Source organism: Thermoanaerobaculia bacterium, assembly GCA_018057705.1.
Classification (GTDB): Bacteria; Acidobacteriota; Thermoanaerobaculia; order Multivoradales; family JAGPDF01; genus JAGPDF01.
Map to the genome: position 1 here is coordinate 1 of JAGPDF010000091.1, position 15,292 is coordinate 15,292.

Annotated in this window: 12 protein-coding genes; 6 read left to right on the forward strand and 6 right to left on the reverse strand. The window is 68.7% G+C overall.

Annotated features, from left to right (window positions below):
• Nucleotides 1-1,698 (forward strand): glycosyl hydrolase (locus KBI44_18970; protein MBP9146568.1); only part of this gene is annotated, 1,698 nt, incomplete at its 5' end.
• A gap of 30 nt (nucleotides 1,699-1,728) precedes the next feature.
• Here the strand turns inward: KBI44_18970 and KBI44_18975 are convergent.
• Nucleotides 1,729-2,706 (reverse strand): ParA family protein, encoded by a 978-nt coding sequence (locus KBI44_18975; protein MBP9146569.1) that lies wholly within the window; start codon nucleotides 2,704-2,706, stop codon nucleotides 1,729-1,731.
• Nucleotides 2,707-2,803: 97 nt separating this feature from the next.
• Complete coding sequence (ettA, locus tag KBI44_18980) at nucleotides 2,804-4,462, reverse strand: energy-dependent translational throttle protein EttA (protein MBP9146570.1); 1,659 nt, start codon at nucleotides 4,460-4,462, stop codon at nucleotides 2,804-2,806.
• Nucleotides 4,463-4,617: 155 nt separating this feature from the next.
• Between ettA and KBI44_18985 the strand changes: the two genes are divergently transcribed.
• Entirely contained in the window at nucleotides 4,618-5,154 is a 537-nt protein-coding gene (locus tag KBI44_18985; GenBank protein ID MBP9146571.1) for a hypothetical protein, read from the forward strand.
• 7 nt (nucleotides 5,155-5,161) lie between these two features.
• Here the strand turns inward: KBI44_18985 and KBI44_18990 are convergent, their stop codons facing one another.
• Together KBI44_18990 and KBI44_18995 are read right to left on the reverse strand one after the other, a co-directional pair.
• The gene (locus KBI44_18990; protein ID MBP9146572.1) at nucleotides 5,162-7,501 is read right to left on the reverse strand and encodes a TonB-dependent receptor; all 2,340 of its coding nucleotides are present in this window, start codon (nucleotides 7,499-7,501) and stop codon (nucleotides 5,162-5,164) included.
• A 166-nt stretch (nucleotides 7,502-7,667) separates the two neighbouring features.
• A complete protein-coding gene (locus tag KBI44_18995) occupies nucleotides 7,668-8,255 on the reverse strand; it encodes a hypothetical protein (GenBank protein ID MBP9146573.1) in 588 nt (195 codons plus the stop codon).
• A gap of 67 nt (nucleotides 8,256-8,322) precedes the next feature.
• On the opposite strand from KBI44_18995, the gene KBI44_19000 reads away from it, so the two are divergent.
• Both KBI44_19000 and KBI44_19005 read left to right on the forward strand, forming a co-directional pair.
• Complete coding sequence (locus KBI44_19000; GenBank protein MBP9146574.1) at nucleotides 8,323-9,303, forward strand: DUF2157 domain-containing protein; 981 nt, start codon at nucleotides 8,323-8,325, stop codon at nucleotides 9,301-9,303.
• Nucleotides 9,300-10,565, forward strand: a complete 1,266-nt coding sequence (locus tag KBI44_19005; GenBank protein MBP9146575.1) for a hypothetical protein — start codon at nucleotides 9,300-9,302, stop codon at nucleotides 10,563-10,565. Before KBI44_19000 ends, KBI44_19005 begins: the two co-directional genes overlap by 4 nt.
• Nucleotides 10,566-10,582: 17 nt before the next feature.
• Here the strand turns inward: KBI44_19005 and KBI44_19010 are convergent, their stop codons facing one another.
• On the reverse strand, nucleotides 10,583-10,855 hold the full coding sequence (locus KBI44_19010) for a hypothetical protein (GenBank protein ID MBP9146576.1): 273 nt from the start codon (nucleotides 10,853-10,855) through the stop codon (nucleotides 10,583-10,585).
• Between the two features lie 93 nt (nucleotides 10,856-10,948).
• Here KBI44_19010 and KBI44_19015 point away from each other — a divergent pair, with 93 nt between their 5' ends.
• Nucleotides 10,949-12,790 (forward strand): hypothetical protein, encoded by a 1,842-nt coding sequence (locus tag KBI44_19015; protein MBP9146577.1) that lies wholly within the window; start codon nucleotides 10,949-10,951, stop codon nucleotides 12,788-12,790.
• Nucleotides 12,787-13,644, forward strand: coding sequence for an alpha/beta fold hydrolase (locus tag KBI44_19020; GenBank protein ID MBP9146578.1), 858 nt, complete (start codon nucleotides 12,787-12,789; stop codon nucleotides 13,642-13,644). The genes KBI44_19015 and KBI44_19020 overlap by 4 nt, the downstream gene beginning before the upstream one ends.
• A 16-nt stretch (nucleotides 13,645-13,660) precedes the next feature.
• Here KBI44_19020 and lon read toward each other — a convergent pair.
• Nucleotides 13,661-15,292, reverse strand: a 1,632-nt coding sequence (lon, locus tag KBI44_19025) for an endopeptidase La (protein ID MBP9146579.1), incomplete at its 5' end; no start/stop codon positions are given.

Below are 15,292 nucleotides of genomic sequence, written 5' to 3' on the forward strand. Positions count from 1 at the left end.
CAGTGGACGGCGCCGCTCCTCGCCTCGCGCCGGGAGCCCGGTGTGATCTACCACGGCTCGAACGTCCTCCTGCGCTCGGCGGACGGCGGCGAGACCTGGCAGCAGGTCTCGCCCGACCTCACCCGCAACGACAAGGAGAAGCAGCAGTGGTCGGGCGGGCCGATCACCGGCGACAACACCGGGGTCGAGATCTACGACACCATCTTTTCGCTCGCCGAGTCGCCTCATGCCGAAGGCGAGCTCTGGGCCGGGACCGACGACGGGCTGGTGCACGTGACGCGCGACGGCGGAGCGAACTGGGCGAACATCACCCCCTCGGGTATGCCGGAGTGGGCGACGGTCGAGTCGATCGCCCTTTCGGGCGCCACCGCCGGCACCGCCTGGATCGCGGTCGACGCCCATCGGCTCGACGACCTGCGCCCCTACGTCTTCCGCACCCGGGACGGCGGTCTGACCTGGGATCTCGCCATCCAGGGTCTACCGCCTACGGCCTACGTCCTCGTGGTTCGCGAGGACCCGGTGGTGCCGGGCCTGCTCTACGCCGGGACGCGCTTCGGGCTCTTCCTGTCGCGCGACGGCGGCGACCGCTGGGAGGCCTTCAAACTCAACCTGCCGCCGGTCGTGGTCACCGACCTCGAGGTGAAGAACGGCGACCTGGTCGTCGCGACGAGCGGACGCTCGCTGTGGATCCTCGACGATCTCTCCGCCGTGCGTGCCTGGGGCAGCGAAGCCGCCGCTCAGCCTCTTCGTCTCTTCCCGACCCGACCGGCCGAGCGGCTCCAGCTCCAGAACGGGTGGAGCGCCGAGGCGGTGGGGGAGAACCCGCCGCGTGGAGCGATCGTCCACTACTCGCTGGCAACGAAGGCCGAGGGCGAGGTGATTCTCGAGGTCTTCGACGGCGAAGGCCGCAGGGTGCGCAGACTCTCGAGCATCCCGGAGCCGCAGATCTATCCCCAGGACGACCCGGACGAGCCGATGAAAGAGCCGGAGGCCGTGCTTCAGACGGCGGCGGGTCTCCATCGTGCCATCTGGGACCTGCGCTGGGAGGGCGCGCGGCGGCTCGAGAACGCCAAGGTCGATCTGGGAGATCCGACCGTCGGACCGCTGGCGATTCCCGGCACCTACCGTCTCCGTCTCACGGCCGGCGGTCGGACGGAAGAGACCGTTCTCAACGTCCTCGCCGACCCGCGCTCGCGGGTGAGCGCCGCCGACCTCGCGGCGCAGCTCGACTTCGCGCTCGAGCTCCGCGCCGACGTCGATCGCGTCGTGGCCGGCGTCGGCGAGTTGCGCGAGATTCAGGCGCAGACCCGCGACCTCGCGAAACGGCTGGCTGGAGACGGGCGCGCCGCGGGGCTGATCCAGGCGGCGAAACGGGCAGGCGAGATCGCGGCGGCGCTCGAGGCCCGCTTCCACAACCCGCGGGCGGAGATCGTCTACGACATTCTCGCCCAGCGCGGCGGCACGCAGCTGCATTCGAACCTGACCTTCCTCTACATCTCCGCCCTCTGGGGCGAAGGCGCGCCGACGCAGGGGATGAAGGAGGTCGCAGCGGAGCTCGAAGCGCTGCTCCTGGGGCTCGAAAGGCAACTCCTGGAGCTCAAGAGCGGCGATCTGGCCGAGCTCGAACGCCAGGCGCGCGAGCTCAATCTGCCGCGTGTGTTGCTCAGGAAATCGATCGAAGCCGAGGAGCTGGAGTAGCGGACTCCGCCGGCCGCGACCGTCTCCGCCTCAGTTGATCGGCGAGCCGGCCGTTTCGTCGGCGTCGAGCTGCGGTGCGGCCTCGGCCGTCGTTTCGAGCGCCGGCGCCGGTGCCTTAAGCGCCACGGCGCCCGCTGCCGCCGCCGGCAGACCGGCGGCGAGAGGAAGGGCCGCGGGGCCGATCGCGGCGGGTGCGGGCAGGGCTTCGGGCATCCGGGCCGGCTCGCCGGCCTCCGCGTCGGCAGGCTCCTGGCCGGTGCGGTGGAGCAGCTCCACCGCAGCAAGCCGGTAGGCGTGCGCCCCGGCGGCCTGCGGGTACCACTGGAAGATTGTCTGGCCGCTCTCCGGCGCCTCTGCAAGTCGAACGTTCACGGGGATCTCGCAGTCGAAGACCTTGTCGCCCAGCTTCTCGCGCAGCGCCGACGCCTGGGCGCGCGCCGACTTGGTGCGGTTGTCGACCATGGTGAGGAGCACGCCGAGAAAACCGCTGCTCCTGCCGTACCGCCCGGCGAGCCGTGCGGCGGCCTCGATGAGCGGCTGGATGCCGTCGAAGGCGAGAAAGTGCGGCACGGCCGGTACGATGAAATGGTCGCACGCGACGAGCGCGCTCTGCGCCAGGGTGTTGAACGACGGTGGGCAGTCGAGCAGGATCCAGTCGTAGGAGCCCGCCACGGGCGCCAGTACCTCACGCAGCTTCGTTTCGCGATTGCGCACCGGCGCGAGCTCGACGTCGGCGTGCATCAGGTCGGCGGAGGCGGTGAGGAGATCGACTCCCGGCGTCAGGGTCGAGCGGATCGCCTGGGCGGCGGGAAGCTTGCGAAAGAGGACGTCGTGGATCGAAGGCGCGAGCTCCCCGCGCGCGATGCCGAGGCTGAGCGAAGCCGAGGCCTGGGAGTCGAGATCGACGACCAGAACCCGCTTTCCCAGGCGCGCAAGAGCCCCTGCCAGGCTGACGACGCTGGTCGTCTTGCCCACTCCGCCCTTCCGACTGACGACGGCGATGATCATCGGCTGGGTGCGATCCTAGCCGATTGCATCCCCAAGCCGCGCAGGCGGCCGGCGAGCGCCCACCGGGAGGAAGAGCGGCCGTAGGCCCGCGCTCCGATCAGTGCACCAGCTTCCGGTACTTGAGCCGGTGGGGCTGGTCGGCGTCGGCGCCGAGCCGGCGCTTGCGGTCGGCTTCGTAATCCTGGTAGTTGCCTTCGAACCAGACCACCTCGGAGTCGCCCTCGAAGGCCAGAATATGGGTCGCGATGCGGTCGAGGAACCAGCGATCGTGGCTGATGACGACCGCGCAGCCGGCGAACTCCAGAAGTGCATCCTCGAGCGCGCGCAGCGTATCGACGTCGAGGTCGTTGGTCGGCTCGTCGAGCAGCAGGAGGTTGCCGCCGCTCTTCAGGATCTTGGCGAGGTGGAGCCGATTGCGCTCGCCGCCCGACAGGTCCCGCACCTTCTTCTGCTGGTCGGCGCCGCGGAAGTTGAACGCCGCGCAGTAGGCGCGCGAGTTGACCTCTTTCTTGCCGATGAGGATCAGGTCCTTGCCGCCGTCCGAGAGCTCCTCCCAGAGGGTATTGGTCCCGGAGAGGGTCTCGCGGCTCTGGTCGACGTAGGCGAGCGCCACCGTCTCGCCGATCCGCAGCTCTCCCGCGTCGGGCTTCTCCTGGCCGACGATCATCCGGAAGAGGGTCGTCTTGCCGGCGCCGTTGGGGCCGATGACGCCGACGATGCCGCCGCGAGGCAGGATGAACGAGAGCTTGTCCATCAGCACGTTGTCGCCGTAGGCCTTCGAGAGCGATTTCGCCTCGACGACGAGGTCTCCCAGCCGTGGGCCGGGGGGGATGTGAATCTCGTTGGGGTCGCGGCGCGACTCCTGCGCCTGCTCCTCGGCGAGGAGCTTCTCGTAGTCGTTGATGCGCGCCTTGCCCTTGGCGTGGCGGGCGCGCGGCGAGAGCTGGATCCACTCGAGCTCGTGCTGCAGCGTCCGGCGGCGGGTGGAGGACTCCTTCTCCTCCTGGGCGAGGCGCGCGTCCTTCTGCGCCAGCCAGGAGGAGTAGTTGCCCTCCCACGGGATGCCGGCGCCGCGGTCGAGCTCGAGGATCCAGCCGGCGACGTTGTCGAGGAAGTAGCGGTCGTGGGTGACGGCGACGACGGTCCCCTTGTACTCGGCGAGGTGACGCTCCAGCCAGGCGACCGACTCGGCGTCGAGATGGTTCGTCGGCTCGTCGAGGAGCAGCATGTCGGGCTTGCGCAGGAGGATCTGGCAGAGCGCCACGCGGCGGCGTTCGCCGCCGGAGAGCTTCGAAACGTCTGCATCCGGCGGCGGCAGCCGCAGGGCATCCATGGCGATCTCGAGCTGGCGATCGAGCTCCCAGAGATTCTCGTGGTCGATCCGGTCCTGCAGGCGCGAGAACTCGTCGGCGGTCTCGTCGGAGTAGTTCATCGACAGCTCTTCGTAGCGCGCCAGCACCGCCTTCTTCCCCGAAACCGCGTCCTCGACATGCTGGAGGACGTTCTTCGCCGGGTCGAGCTGTGGCTCCTGCTGCAGGAACCCGACGGTGTAGCCCTCGGAGAGGAAGGCCTCGCCGTCGTAGTCCTTGTCGAGGCCGGCCATGATGCGCAGGAGCGTCGACTTGCCGGCGCCGTTGTGTCCGAGGACGCCGATCTTCGCGCCGTCGTAGAAGGACAGCCAGATCCCCTTCAGGATCTCCTTGCCCTGGGGTGTCGTCTTGCGCAACTTCTTCATCGTGTAAATGATCTGCGCCATGCCGCTGAAGCCTCCCGTTCCGTGGCCTGCATTCTAGCGCGACACTTGCCGCGCCGCGGCATTCAACCGGGTTGAAACACGACTATCCTTCGCTCCGTATCGGGTTGTGGCAGCCGCGGCGCTGGCCTGCGTCGCCGTGAGAAGCGGGGGGGTGAATGAGGATGACTCGGTGGGGGCACGGCATCGCTGGGGCACTTCTGGCCGGATCGCTGCTGGCGCAGGCGACGGAGACGCCCCTGGCCCAGCTCGAGTTCGAGAAAGGCAAGGCCGGATGGGACGGCATCTCCCTCGGCATGTCGATCGTCCAGGTGGAGCGCCGGACCGGGCTCACTCTGGCGATGCAGGGCGGCGAGGGCAAGCCGTCGGATTCCGGCTGCAAGGCCTACCTGGTGGGCGTGGAGCGCGGCACGCTCCGTCTGACGCTCGGCTTTCCCTCCGCCAAGCCGGGCGCGAAGCTCCAGTCGATCTACGTCCACTTCGAGGGCTACCAGGTGACCGCGAAGAGCGCGGAACTTGTGGCGGAGCTGAAGAGCCGGATTCCCGGCGTCACCTACATGCCACAGACCGGAATCCCGCCGCATACCGAGCCCGACGATCCGGCTCCGGAGTACTACCTTCCCGGCAACATCTACGCCGCCCGGCTGGTGCCGGGCGACGGTCTCTGGCTCACCCTCGCCGACTGCCTCGACTGACCGCGATTCAGAACTTGACGCGGTAGCTCGCGGTGAAGTTCCGCCCCGGTTCCGGACGAAAGAAGGTCGCGTTCGAGAACTCGGCATAGAGCTCGTCGGTGAAATTTTCGACTCCGAAGGTCAGCGAATGCTCGTGCGACTCACGCTGGAAGAGGATCACCCCTCCGCCCAGCCCGTGGATCGTGAACGCGGGCAGTGTGTTTCCCACCGCCGGGGCCGGCTCGCCGGGCTCCAGTGTAATGTCGGCGCTGGCGTTGTGGCGCACGTTGTACTCCGCCCACCACCTTCCGCCCCGTGGCTCGTAGCGCACGAAAGCGTTCACCTTGTCGTTGTACTGGTCGTCCACCGGAACGGCGGCCTGTCCGGTGCGCTTGCCTGTGAGGTGGGTGTAGTTCCCTCCCACCGCGAAGCTGTCGCGGATGCGAAAGCCGAACGCGACCTCGATCCCTTCGTACTGCAGCTGATCCACGTTGCGCTGCTGCACGACGAACTGGGCGCCGCTCGCGATGATGTCCGCCCGGACGTCCGGGGGTAGGGCGGCGATCTCCTCCGGGGAGAGGAAATCCTGGATGATGCCGTCCTCGAGATCGGTGCGGAACCAGACCGCCTCCATCCAGGCGTCGCGGCGGCGATACTTGAAACCCAGGTCGAAGTTCTCGCCGGTCTCCGAGGTGAGGTCAGGGTTGAGAATCTGATAGCCCGAGCCTTCGGGAGTGACGCCGTTGAAAAGCCGCTCGATGATGTTCGGCGCCCGGAACGAGGTTCCCCACGAAGCGATGAGATTGAGCGATTCGGTCGCCTGATAGAGGAAGTTGATCGCGCCGACCAGGTTGTCGTCCGAGAAATCGAGGTCCGAGACGTCCCAGCCCGGTGTCGGCTGCGCACGGGTCTCGACCTTCTGCCAGCGCGCTCCGGCGACGAGCTTCAGACGATCGCCCACCGGCACTTCGTCCTGCAGGAAGAGGCCGTAGGAGCGGTTCTCGGCGTTCGGCGCGTTGGCCACGTTGTCTTCGGTCACCTGCTCGCGCGCGAACGGCGGGAAGGGGAAGCGGATCGTGGTGGTCGTCACCGAATGGTCGGTGTTCGTCGAGTCGTCCTCAAAGCCCTCCACTCCCCAGGTCAGGACCTGCTTGCCACCGACGACCTTCACGCCCTGCGCCCGGAAGCCCACCGACTGCAGGTCGGTGTAGTTCAGGGTGTCGGAGTCGACGGCGGAGTCCGGAGCACCCGGAAAGATCGGCCCGATGTTGATCGAGATGTCGTTGGCGAGCTCGCGCTCGTTGTTCTGGAAGTAGATCTGGGCGTCGAGGCTGTCGAGCAGGAAGTTGTCGAAGCCGGAGGCGGCGTAGGCGAGCGTCGTGCGGTCGAAATCCTGGTAGGGGTAGGTGATGCGGATCTGGAACTCCTCGTCGCCGCCGACCAGGGACGGATCGACGAGACCGAAGCCGGTCTGGCCGGCATGATAGCGCCGGTGCTTCACGGTCAGCGATTGCTGGTCGGTGAAGTCGAAGGTGAAGACGCCGAAGAGGCTGTCGTCCTGCACTCCGGAGTCGAGAACCGTGGCCTCTTCGTCGAGCTCGATGTCGCCGTAGCTGCCGGCTGCCGACTCGTAGTCCTCGGCGTCGCGATAGGAGGCGGAGAGCGAGAAGCGCGAGCGTCCGGACTGCCCGCGAACGCCGGCGTGACCTCGTGCAAGCTCGCCCGCCGAGCCGTATCGCAGGTCGGCATCGACGCCGAAGTTGCGGCCGCCAGGAGTGAAGGCCGGCTTGGTGACCAGGTTGAGCACGCCGCCGATGGCATCGCTGCCGTAGAGCACGGACATCGGGCCGCGCACGACCTCGACCGACGAGACGTCGTCAACGTCGACCAGCGCCGAGAGCTCGCCGAAGTCGGTCTGGCGCCGCGCGTTGTTCATGCGCAGGCCGTCCTCCATGAAGAGAATGCGCAGGCCGCGCTGGCCGCGGATCACGGGGCGGGCCTGGTTGACGCCGACGCCGTTGACGTCCACCCCGGGCTCCTCGCGCAGCAGGTCGGCGGCGTTGTTCGGCATGCGGCGCGCGATTTCGAGCTCCTGGATCACCGTGACCGGGGTCGAAACCTGAAAGACGTCGGCCTCGCGGCCGAGTGCCGTGACGGTCGTGGAGTCGAAGAACGAGCCCTCCGGCTCCGCGGCCGCCGTCTCGCCGGCGGGCGCGGCGACGGCTTTGGCTGTGGCCGCAGTGGCTTCAGAGGCTGGAGGGGCTTCGGCGGGCGGCGGTGCAGGCTCCTGCGAAAGGACTGGTAAAGGAAGAGTGACGATCGACAGGGTGATGAAGAAGGCGAAGGCAGCGAAGCGGTTGAGTCTCATGCGGCTCTCCTCGACGCGGCGCCCGGCAGCGGGCGCCGTTCGGATCGACTCCCGGAAGCGGGAGTCATGCAGTCAGATCGCCCGGATGGCGGGCGCTCACGACGTCCGGCGGCGCACGCCACCGGAACACCCGGAGGCCGTGACGCCGGAAGCACGACGGGCGTGCTCAGGAGTGCGGCGGAGGGCGGGGAGAGAAACGATCCGGCCCGGCGCCCGCCGATGAGGTGGCGGGACAGGGGTCGAGGCTGGGGAAGCGAAGCCGGCTGGCGATGAGAGCGTGCGGCAGCTCCCAGGGCCGGCGGACGCGGCTGGAGAGGCCACGGGTCGTGGCGCTCGTAGCGGAGAGTGTAAAGGTGGCGAACGGCAGCAGCAGGAGCAGCTCGCGCGAGCTCCCGGTCTGCTCGCCGGTCGGTGCCAGGCCGCTGCCGAAGCCGACATGCAGCAGGAGCACGAGCAGCCAGAAGACCAGCGCGCCGCGTCCGGAGACCAGTGAGGCGCCCTGCCGGCGGAGCGCCCAGGCCCCGGCTCCGAGCAGAAGGGCGCCGACCCACTGCAAGAGCACTTCGGGATGCGCGATGCTTGCATCGGCGAGGCGCCCGGCGAGAAGCGCGGCGTGGAATGCGGCCAGCCCGGCGATCGCCAGAGCGCTCAACCCACCGAGGACCCAGCGCCGCCGCTCTACCTTGTTCGAGCCTTTTCCTGGGCTCGGGATAGCGAGATCGAAAGTCGACCGAAGGGCGTGGGGAAGCGACACGCGAGGGATGCTAGCAGAGCGGATTTCTCGCCCGCCCACCCTCGCGGGCGGTAGGATGGCGCCTTCGATGCGTTCCCCTGAAGTTGCCGAAGCGATCCCGAAACTGGTGGAGAGGGGCCTGCTCGCGCCCGCCACCGCCGCGCCGCTGCTGCGCTCGGCGCGCGGCGAGCTGCTCTCGATCCGCGGCGAGCTGCGCGCTCTGCTCTACGTCGGAGTGCTGGCACTGGCCGCCGGAGTGTCGCTCCTCGTCAAGGAGAATCTGGAGCGCATCGGTCCACTCGCGATCGCCGTTGCGATCGGCCTGGCCGCCGTTGCCTGTCTCGGCTGGACGCTCGCCCACGCCCTGCCTTTCCGCTGGCAGCGCGCCGAGTCGACCGACTGGACGTTCGACTTCCTGCTGCTCCTCGGCATCCTCCTGCTCGGCGCCGATCTCGCCTACATCGAGGCCAAGTTCACTCCGCTCGGCGATGCCTGGAGCTACCACCTGCTGGTCATGACCCTGGTGACCGGCGTTTTCGCCGTGCGTTGCGATTCGCGCCTCCTCTGGTCGCTCGCGCTCTCGACCTTCGCCGCCTGGCGCGGTGTCGCGGCGAGCTCGGTGGCGCAAGGGCTGTTCGAGCTCCGGGGCCGGCCGGAGTCCGCCCTGCGACTCGAGTTGCTTCTCTGCGGCCTGGCGTTCGTAGCGCTCGGTTTCGCGATGCGGCACTTCGACCGCAAGCGGCATTTCGAACCCCTCACGACCTTTCTGGGCTCTCTCGCGCTGCTCTCGGGCCTCGGACTGTTCGCGCTCGACCCGCAGGAGAACTGGTTCCTCTGGGCGATCGTCTTCGTCGCCTCCGCGGCCGGGCTGGCCGGCCTGGCACTGCGGGCGCGGCGTTTCGGACTGTTCGCACTCGGAGCGCTGGGCGTCTACGCCGGCATTTCGCGACTCGCGTTCGAGCTGATCTTCGAGGCCGGTTGCGGCTGTTTCTGGTTCGCCGGCAGCTCGCTGGGCATGGTCGCGCTGCTCTGGATCGTGCAGCGGCGCTTCCGGGTGGAGGCGGCATGAGACCCGAGATCGCCGCGGCCGACCGCAACTTCCTCGTCCGCCGGGCCGCCAGCGCCTGGCGCAAGGCCGGCGAGATCGATGCCGCGACCGAGACCGCCATCGCTGCGCTCTACGCCGACGACCGCGTTCGCACGTCGACGATCTTCCGCGTTCTGTTCTTCATCTTCACCTGGTTCGGATTCTCGGCCGCCTACGGCTTCGGGCTGGCCTTCCTCTCGGCTTTCGGCGTCAATTGGGACGATTCCGTGATCTTCGCTGGCGTGAACATGCTCACCGGCGCAGCGATGCTCGCCGCGGTCGAGGTGCTCACCGGGACGATGAAGCTGCGACGCTTCGGCATCGAAGAGGCGTGCGCCTGGATCGGGCTGAGCTACTTCGTGGGCGGCGCGATGTGGGGACTAAGCCAAGGACTCGCGCCTGGATTCGCGCTCCTCTGCATCGCGAGTGCCTGGGCGACGGCCTTTGTCGCAACAGGGATCGCCTGGCGTTGGGCGACACCAGGCATGGGGGCCGTGGCTGCATCTTCGATCTTCGTCGGACTGTCTCAGGGGCCCTGGAACCACCTGCTCTGGCTTCTGGTCGGCGGTTTCGTCATCTGGCCGCTCGGAGTCTTGGCGACCGCATCGCACATCTCGCCCGAGCACCGGAAGCGCTTCGGCGAGGCCTTCATTGTCTTCGGAGTGGCGTTCTATCTCGCGGTTCACGACATGGTCATCGAGGATCGATTCTTCACCTTCATTCGTTTCCTCGAGAGCGGCGCCTACTGGTCGGGAGGCGGGACGCCGGAGCCCGCGAGCCGTCTGGCGGTCGTCGCGAGCTTGGCGGCGATGGCCGTTGTGCCCCTGGTGCTGTTGTTGCTGGGAGCTCGCAACCGGTTCCGACCGGCGATCGTCCTCGGGCTGCTCCTCGCGCTTGCGACCGCTGTGAGCTTCGCCGTGCGCTGGGAGCCGCGCCCGCTCTGGCTGGTTTTGCTGCTCGTCGGTGCTTCGCTGGCTGCACTGGCAATGGCAGCGCGAAAGCTCTCTTCCCGGCGCCCGGGCGCAGAGTGGCGGGGACTGACAGCGCTCTCCCTCGCGGAAGACCGGGAGAGTCTGCAGACACTCGAACTGGTGGCGATCCTGGCGGCGTTCACCCCGGCCGCGCGAGTGGTTCCAGCGCCAGGCGCCGAAGGGAATGCGCTCGCTGGGGGCAGCCCGGAAGGGGAGAGCTTCGCCGGGGGCGGCGGAGACTTCGGTGGCGGCGGAGCGTCGGCGAAGTTCTGACGGGCGGACTCGCCCGCTCAGTCGCCGGGGGTGACGTTCTTCATCGGGGGCTTGTCGGCCGCCCGGGGAGCCGCTGGATTCGCCGCGGACGGGCGGGGAACGACCGCGCGCTCGCGCCACATGCCGAAGAGCGCGGCGCCCAGACCGAGCAGGATCTCGTCGATGAACGGCACGAAGTCCGGGATGACGAGGTCGAAGACAAAGAGCGCCACGAAGAAGGCGAAGGCCTGCGGAAACTTCAGCCGCGAGATCGTCTTCTCGATGAACGGTGCCGCCGGACCCGGAGCCATGGCGACAGTCTAGCGCCGGAGGCTGCCGGTTTGCGACCCGTGCGGGGCCCTGCCAGACTTTGCGTCAGACTCCGGCAGGAAAAGAGGGCGGTCATGAAGATCGGTTTCCGAGGCTGGCTCGTGGTGACGGTGATGACGGCGCTCGTCGCTTCTCCAGGCGGCGCCGCGGAACGACCGGCGTCGGCGAAGCTGCCGCCGGCGAAAGAGACCTGGCTGCTCTGCGAGTCGCCGAGTTTCACCGTCATCGGCAACGTCCAGGCGAAGAAGCTCGCCGAGATCGCCGAGACGCTCGAGCGGTTTCGCGCGACACTCCTCCAGCTCAAGGCCACGGCCAGTCCGGTGTCACCGGTCCCGACCCTGTTCGTCGCCTTCACCAACGACCGTTCCTTCGATCCCTACAAGGTCAGCCCCGACCCGCCGGATGTGAAGTGGGTCGGAGCTTTCCAGACCTCCCAGTTCGGGGACTACTTCGCTGTGAACGCCTATCCCGAACAGGGAAACGGCATGGCGGTGGTGCTCGAGGGCTACGCCGCGCACTTCATCCGCTCGAACTATCCTTCGACGCCTCTCTGGTTGAGCGAAGGCCTTAGCGAGCTCTACGGTACCTTCCGGATCGAAGACGGCGTCGCCGACATCGGGCGCCCTTCGGCCGAGAATCTCAAGCTGCTGCGCAGCGCGCCGCTCCTGCCGCTGCGCGAGATCCTCGGCATGACCCCGGAGAGTCCGGGATACGCGGTGGAGAAGCGGTCGATCTTCGAGGCGCAGTCCTGGGCGCTCGTCCACCACCTGCTCTACGGCACTCCCGACGGGCACCCGCGCACCGCCGACTTCCTGCGCCGGCTCGATGCCGGCGAGGAGCAGGGGGCCGCTTTTCTCGGCGCCTTCGGCGTCGAGGTCGACAAGTTCGAGGGCCGAGTACGGCTCTACGCTGCGCAGCCGGCGTTCGACTATCAGCGTGTCACCATCGCCGGATTGCCGCCGAGTTCTGTCGGGGCGGCGCGCGCGCTGCCGCGCCCCGAGGCCCTGACGCTTCTCGCCGGACTGCCGGCGAGCATGCGGCATCTCGCGTTTGCCCAGGCTCATCTCGATGCCGCGGTCGCCGAGCAGCCGGGAAACGGCGATGCCTGGGCGCTCGCGGGCTGGATCGCCGAGCTCCGGAACGACCCGGCGGCCGCCGCGTCGAGCTATCGCCGCGCGCTCGCGAGCGAGCTCCGGCGCGCGACCTCTTGGGTTCACATCGGCAACTGGCAACTCGCCGAAGGGAGTGCCGCCGGAGATCGCAAGGCGGCCGCCGGCCCGGCGCGACACTCGGCGGAACAGGCGTTGGCACTGGCACCGGAGTTCGGGGAGGCCGCCGCGCTCCGGGGTCGCGCCGCGCTGGCGCAGGGGGAGTACATGGTGGCAGTCGCCGCCCTGGCCGAGGCGCAACTGCGCCTCCCGGAGCGATCCGACATCGTCTACAACCGGGTTCTCGCGCACCTCGGAGCCGGTCAATTGGTGCAGGCGCGCGCCCTGGTGGAGGGCCGCCTGCGGCGCCTTGCCGAGCCGGCGCTCCTGGCGCAGGCTCGCGAGTCGGTGGCGCGGGCCGAGGCTGCTCGCGCGATCGATGCCGCGATCGAGGCTGCGAACCGCGCGGCTGCGGCGGGTGATCTGGACGGTGCCATCGCCGCGTTCGTCGAGGCCCAGCCGATGGTGGCGACTCCCGAGGGAAAGGAGTTTCTCGCCCGCCAGATCGCGACGTTGGAGGAATCGAGGCGCGACAGATCGGAGGCCGAGGGTTTCAACGCCGCCGTAGCGCAAGTGAACGCCGGCAGGCTGGAGGAGGCGCGGGAGGCTCTCACGCGGCTGCTCGCCGACTGTCGCCAGGAACAACTGTGCGCCCGCGCCCGCGAGTTGCAGGTGGAGCTCGAACAGCGCATCCAGGGACGCAAGTGAAACGAGTGATCGAAGCGACGGCGGACGGCGAGGTACGCGCGCGGCTGCCGGTGGCGGGCGTGGACGGCGAGCCGTCGCACCTCGCGGTGCGGCTGGCCCGGCCGGTCCGGCAAGCTGGCGAGCGCCCCGCGCGTTTCGCCTATCTCTACCTGCACGGTTTCGGCTCGGCGCAGAGCGGCGAGAAGGCCGACTTCTTCCGCGAGCGCGCGCTGGCGGACGGAATCCCGTTCTGTTCGTTCGACTTTCAGGGTCACGGCGAGTCGGGCGGCACCATGCGCGATCTCACGTTCAGCAGGAATCTCGAGGACCTGGGCGCCGTGCACGACTTTCTCGCCAGCCAGGGGTTGGGCGCGGTGGTCTTGATCGGTTCGTCGATGGGTGGCGCCACGGCGCTCTGGCATGCGGCGCGCCGGCCGGCGCAGGTGCTCGCCAGCCTGTTGATCGCTCCGGCGGTCGGAATGGGGCGCGGCCTCGAACGCTGGGCCGGGGCGGAGGGGCTCGCGCGCTGGCGGCGGGAGGGCTCGATCCGCTATTCGAACGCCCTGGTCGAGTCCGACCTCGGTTGGGGTCTGATCACCGATCTGCGGCGCTACGATCTCGAGGTGCTGCAGGCCTCCTACCGCACGCCGACGCTCGTGCTGCAGGGGAAGCTCGACGACACGGTGGACTATCGCGATGTGACCCGTTTCGTCGCCCGTTCGCCGGGAGGCAACTTCCGCCTGCGCCTCTTCGAAGACGGCGACCACCGGCTGACCGGAAGAAAGGAAGAGCTCTGGAGCGAGATGCGCGACTTTCTCGTCCAGAGCCGGCTCCTGCCGCCGGCCGCGTCCGCGGCCGGCGTTCCTGCCTCCTAGCTCCGCGACCCCAATCTCAATGGCGCAGCTCGCCGGCGGGTCCCGGCGTTGCCGGGGCGACCGTCGTCACCGTGGTGACGGCGCCCGGCCCGGTGACGTCGTCCTGGAAATGCAGCCGCCCTTCGCGGAGGCTGGCGCCGCGCAGCGCGATCGCCAGCACCTCGCCCAGCTCCTCGACCGGATGGACCCGGATTCGGTCACGCACCTCGGTCGGGAGGTCCTCGAGATCGGCCTCGTTGTCCTTCGGCAGCAGGATCTCGGTGATCCCTGCCCGCACCGCCCCGAGGATCTTCTCCTTGAGGCCGCCGATAGGCAGCACGCGCCCGGAGAGGGTGATCTCGCCCGTCATCGCCAGGTCGTGGCGAACCGCGCGGCCGGAGAGAACCGACACCACGGCGGAGGCCATGGTGACACCCGCGGACGGCCCGTCCTTCGGGATGGCGCCGGCCGGCACGTGGATGTGGAGGTCGCGCTCGAACGCCCCCTCCTCGATGCCGAGCTTCCCGGCGTGGGCCCGGGCGTAGCTCCAGGCGGCGCGCGCCGACTCCTTCATCACATCTCCCAACTGCCCGGTGAGGACGAGGTCACCCTTGCCCTTCATGGTCTGCGCCTCGACGAAGAGGATGTCGCCGCCCATCGGGGTGTAGAACATGCCGGTGGCCACGCCGACCTGATCCAGGCGTGAGGCGCGCTCGGGGTGGACGCGCGGGCGGCCCAGGAGGTCGCGGACCTCGGTTGTTCCGACCTCGATCGCCGCGAACTCGCGGGCGGCGACCTTGCGCGCCACCTTGCGCGACATCTTGCCGAGCTCGCGCTCGAGCTGGCGCACTCCGGCTTCGTGGGTGTAGTTCGAGATCAGCTCGGCGAGCGCTGCGTCCGAAATGGTGAGCTGACCGACGGCAAGACCGTTCTCCTCGAGCTGGCGCGGCAGGAGGTAGCGCCGCGCGATCTCGGCCTTCTCGGACTCGGTATAGCCGGAGAACTCCACCATCTCCATGCGGTCGAGAAGCGGCCCCGGAATGTTCTGCGGGTAGTTCGCGGTGCAGATGAAGAGCACCTCGGAGAGGTCGAACGGCACGCCGAGGTAGTGGTCGGTGAAGCTGTCGTTCTGCGCCGGATCGAGCACCTCGAGGAGCGCCGAGGCGGGGTCTCCCTGATAGGAGACGCCCAGCTTGTCGATCTCGTCGAGCAGGAAGACCGGGTTCTTGGTGCCGGCCTGCTTCATCCCCTGGAGGATGCGGCCAGGCATGGCGCCGACATAGGTGCGGCGATGGCCTCGGATGTCGGCTTCGTCGCGCGCGCCGCCGAGCGAGATGCGCACGTACTCGCGTCCCATGGAGCGGGCGATCGACTGGGCGACCGATGTCTTGCCGACGCCGGGAGGGCCCACGAAGAGGACGATCGGACCCTTGGACTGCTTCTCCTTGTCTTTCCCCTTCTTCTTCGCCTTGTCACGCTTCGAGTCCGCACCGTCGGTGCCGGACTGCTTCGGTTCCTCTGAAGCGTCGTCGCGTGCGCGAGCGGGCTCCTGCGCTCCTCGGTCGTTCGTGGGGCCCTCTCCTCCCATCTCACTCCCTGCGGTGCTCTGAGCCCGCTCGCTGCCACCATCCGTGTCGGCTGCGGCAGAAGGCTCCATTGAGTCACTGGG

Coding starts and splice junctions, on each gene's coding strand:
- KBI44_18975 (MBP9146569.1), bottom strand. CDS start 2,706: ATGATCATCGCCGTCGTCAGTCGGAAGGGCGGAGTGGGCAAGACGACC.
- ettA (MBP9146570.1), bottom strand. CDS start 4,462: ATGGCGCAGATCATTTACACGATGAAGAAGTTGCGCAAGACGACACCC.
- KBI44_18985 (MBP9146571.1), top strand. CDS start 4,618: ATGAGGATGACTCGGTGGGGGCACGGCATCGCTGGGGCACTTCTGGCC.
- KBI44_18990 (MBP9146572.1), bottom strand. CDS start 7,501: ATGAGACTCAACCGCTTCGCTGCCTTCGCCTTCTTCATCACCCTGTCG.
- KBI44_19000 (MBP9146574.1), top strand. CDS start 8,323: ATGCGTTCCCCTGAAGTTGCCGAAGCGATCCCGAAACTGGTGGAGAGG.
- KBI44_19005 (MBP9146575.1), top strand. CDS start 9,300: ATGAGACCCGAGATCGCCGCGGCCGACCGCAACTTCCTCGTCCGCCGG.
- KBI44_19010 (MBP9146576.1), bottom strand. CDS start 10,855: ATGGCTCCGGGTCCGGCGGCACCGTTCATCGAGAAGACGATCTCGCGG.
- KBI44_19015 (MBP9146577.1), top strand. CDS start 10,949: ATGAAGATCGGTTTCCGAGGCTGGCTCGTGGTGACGGTGATGACGGCG.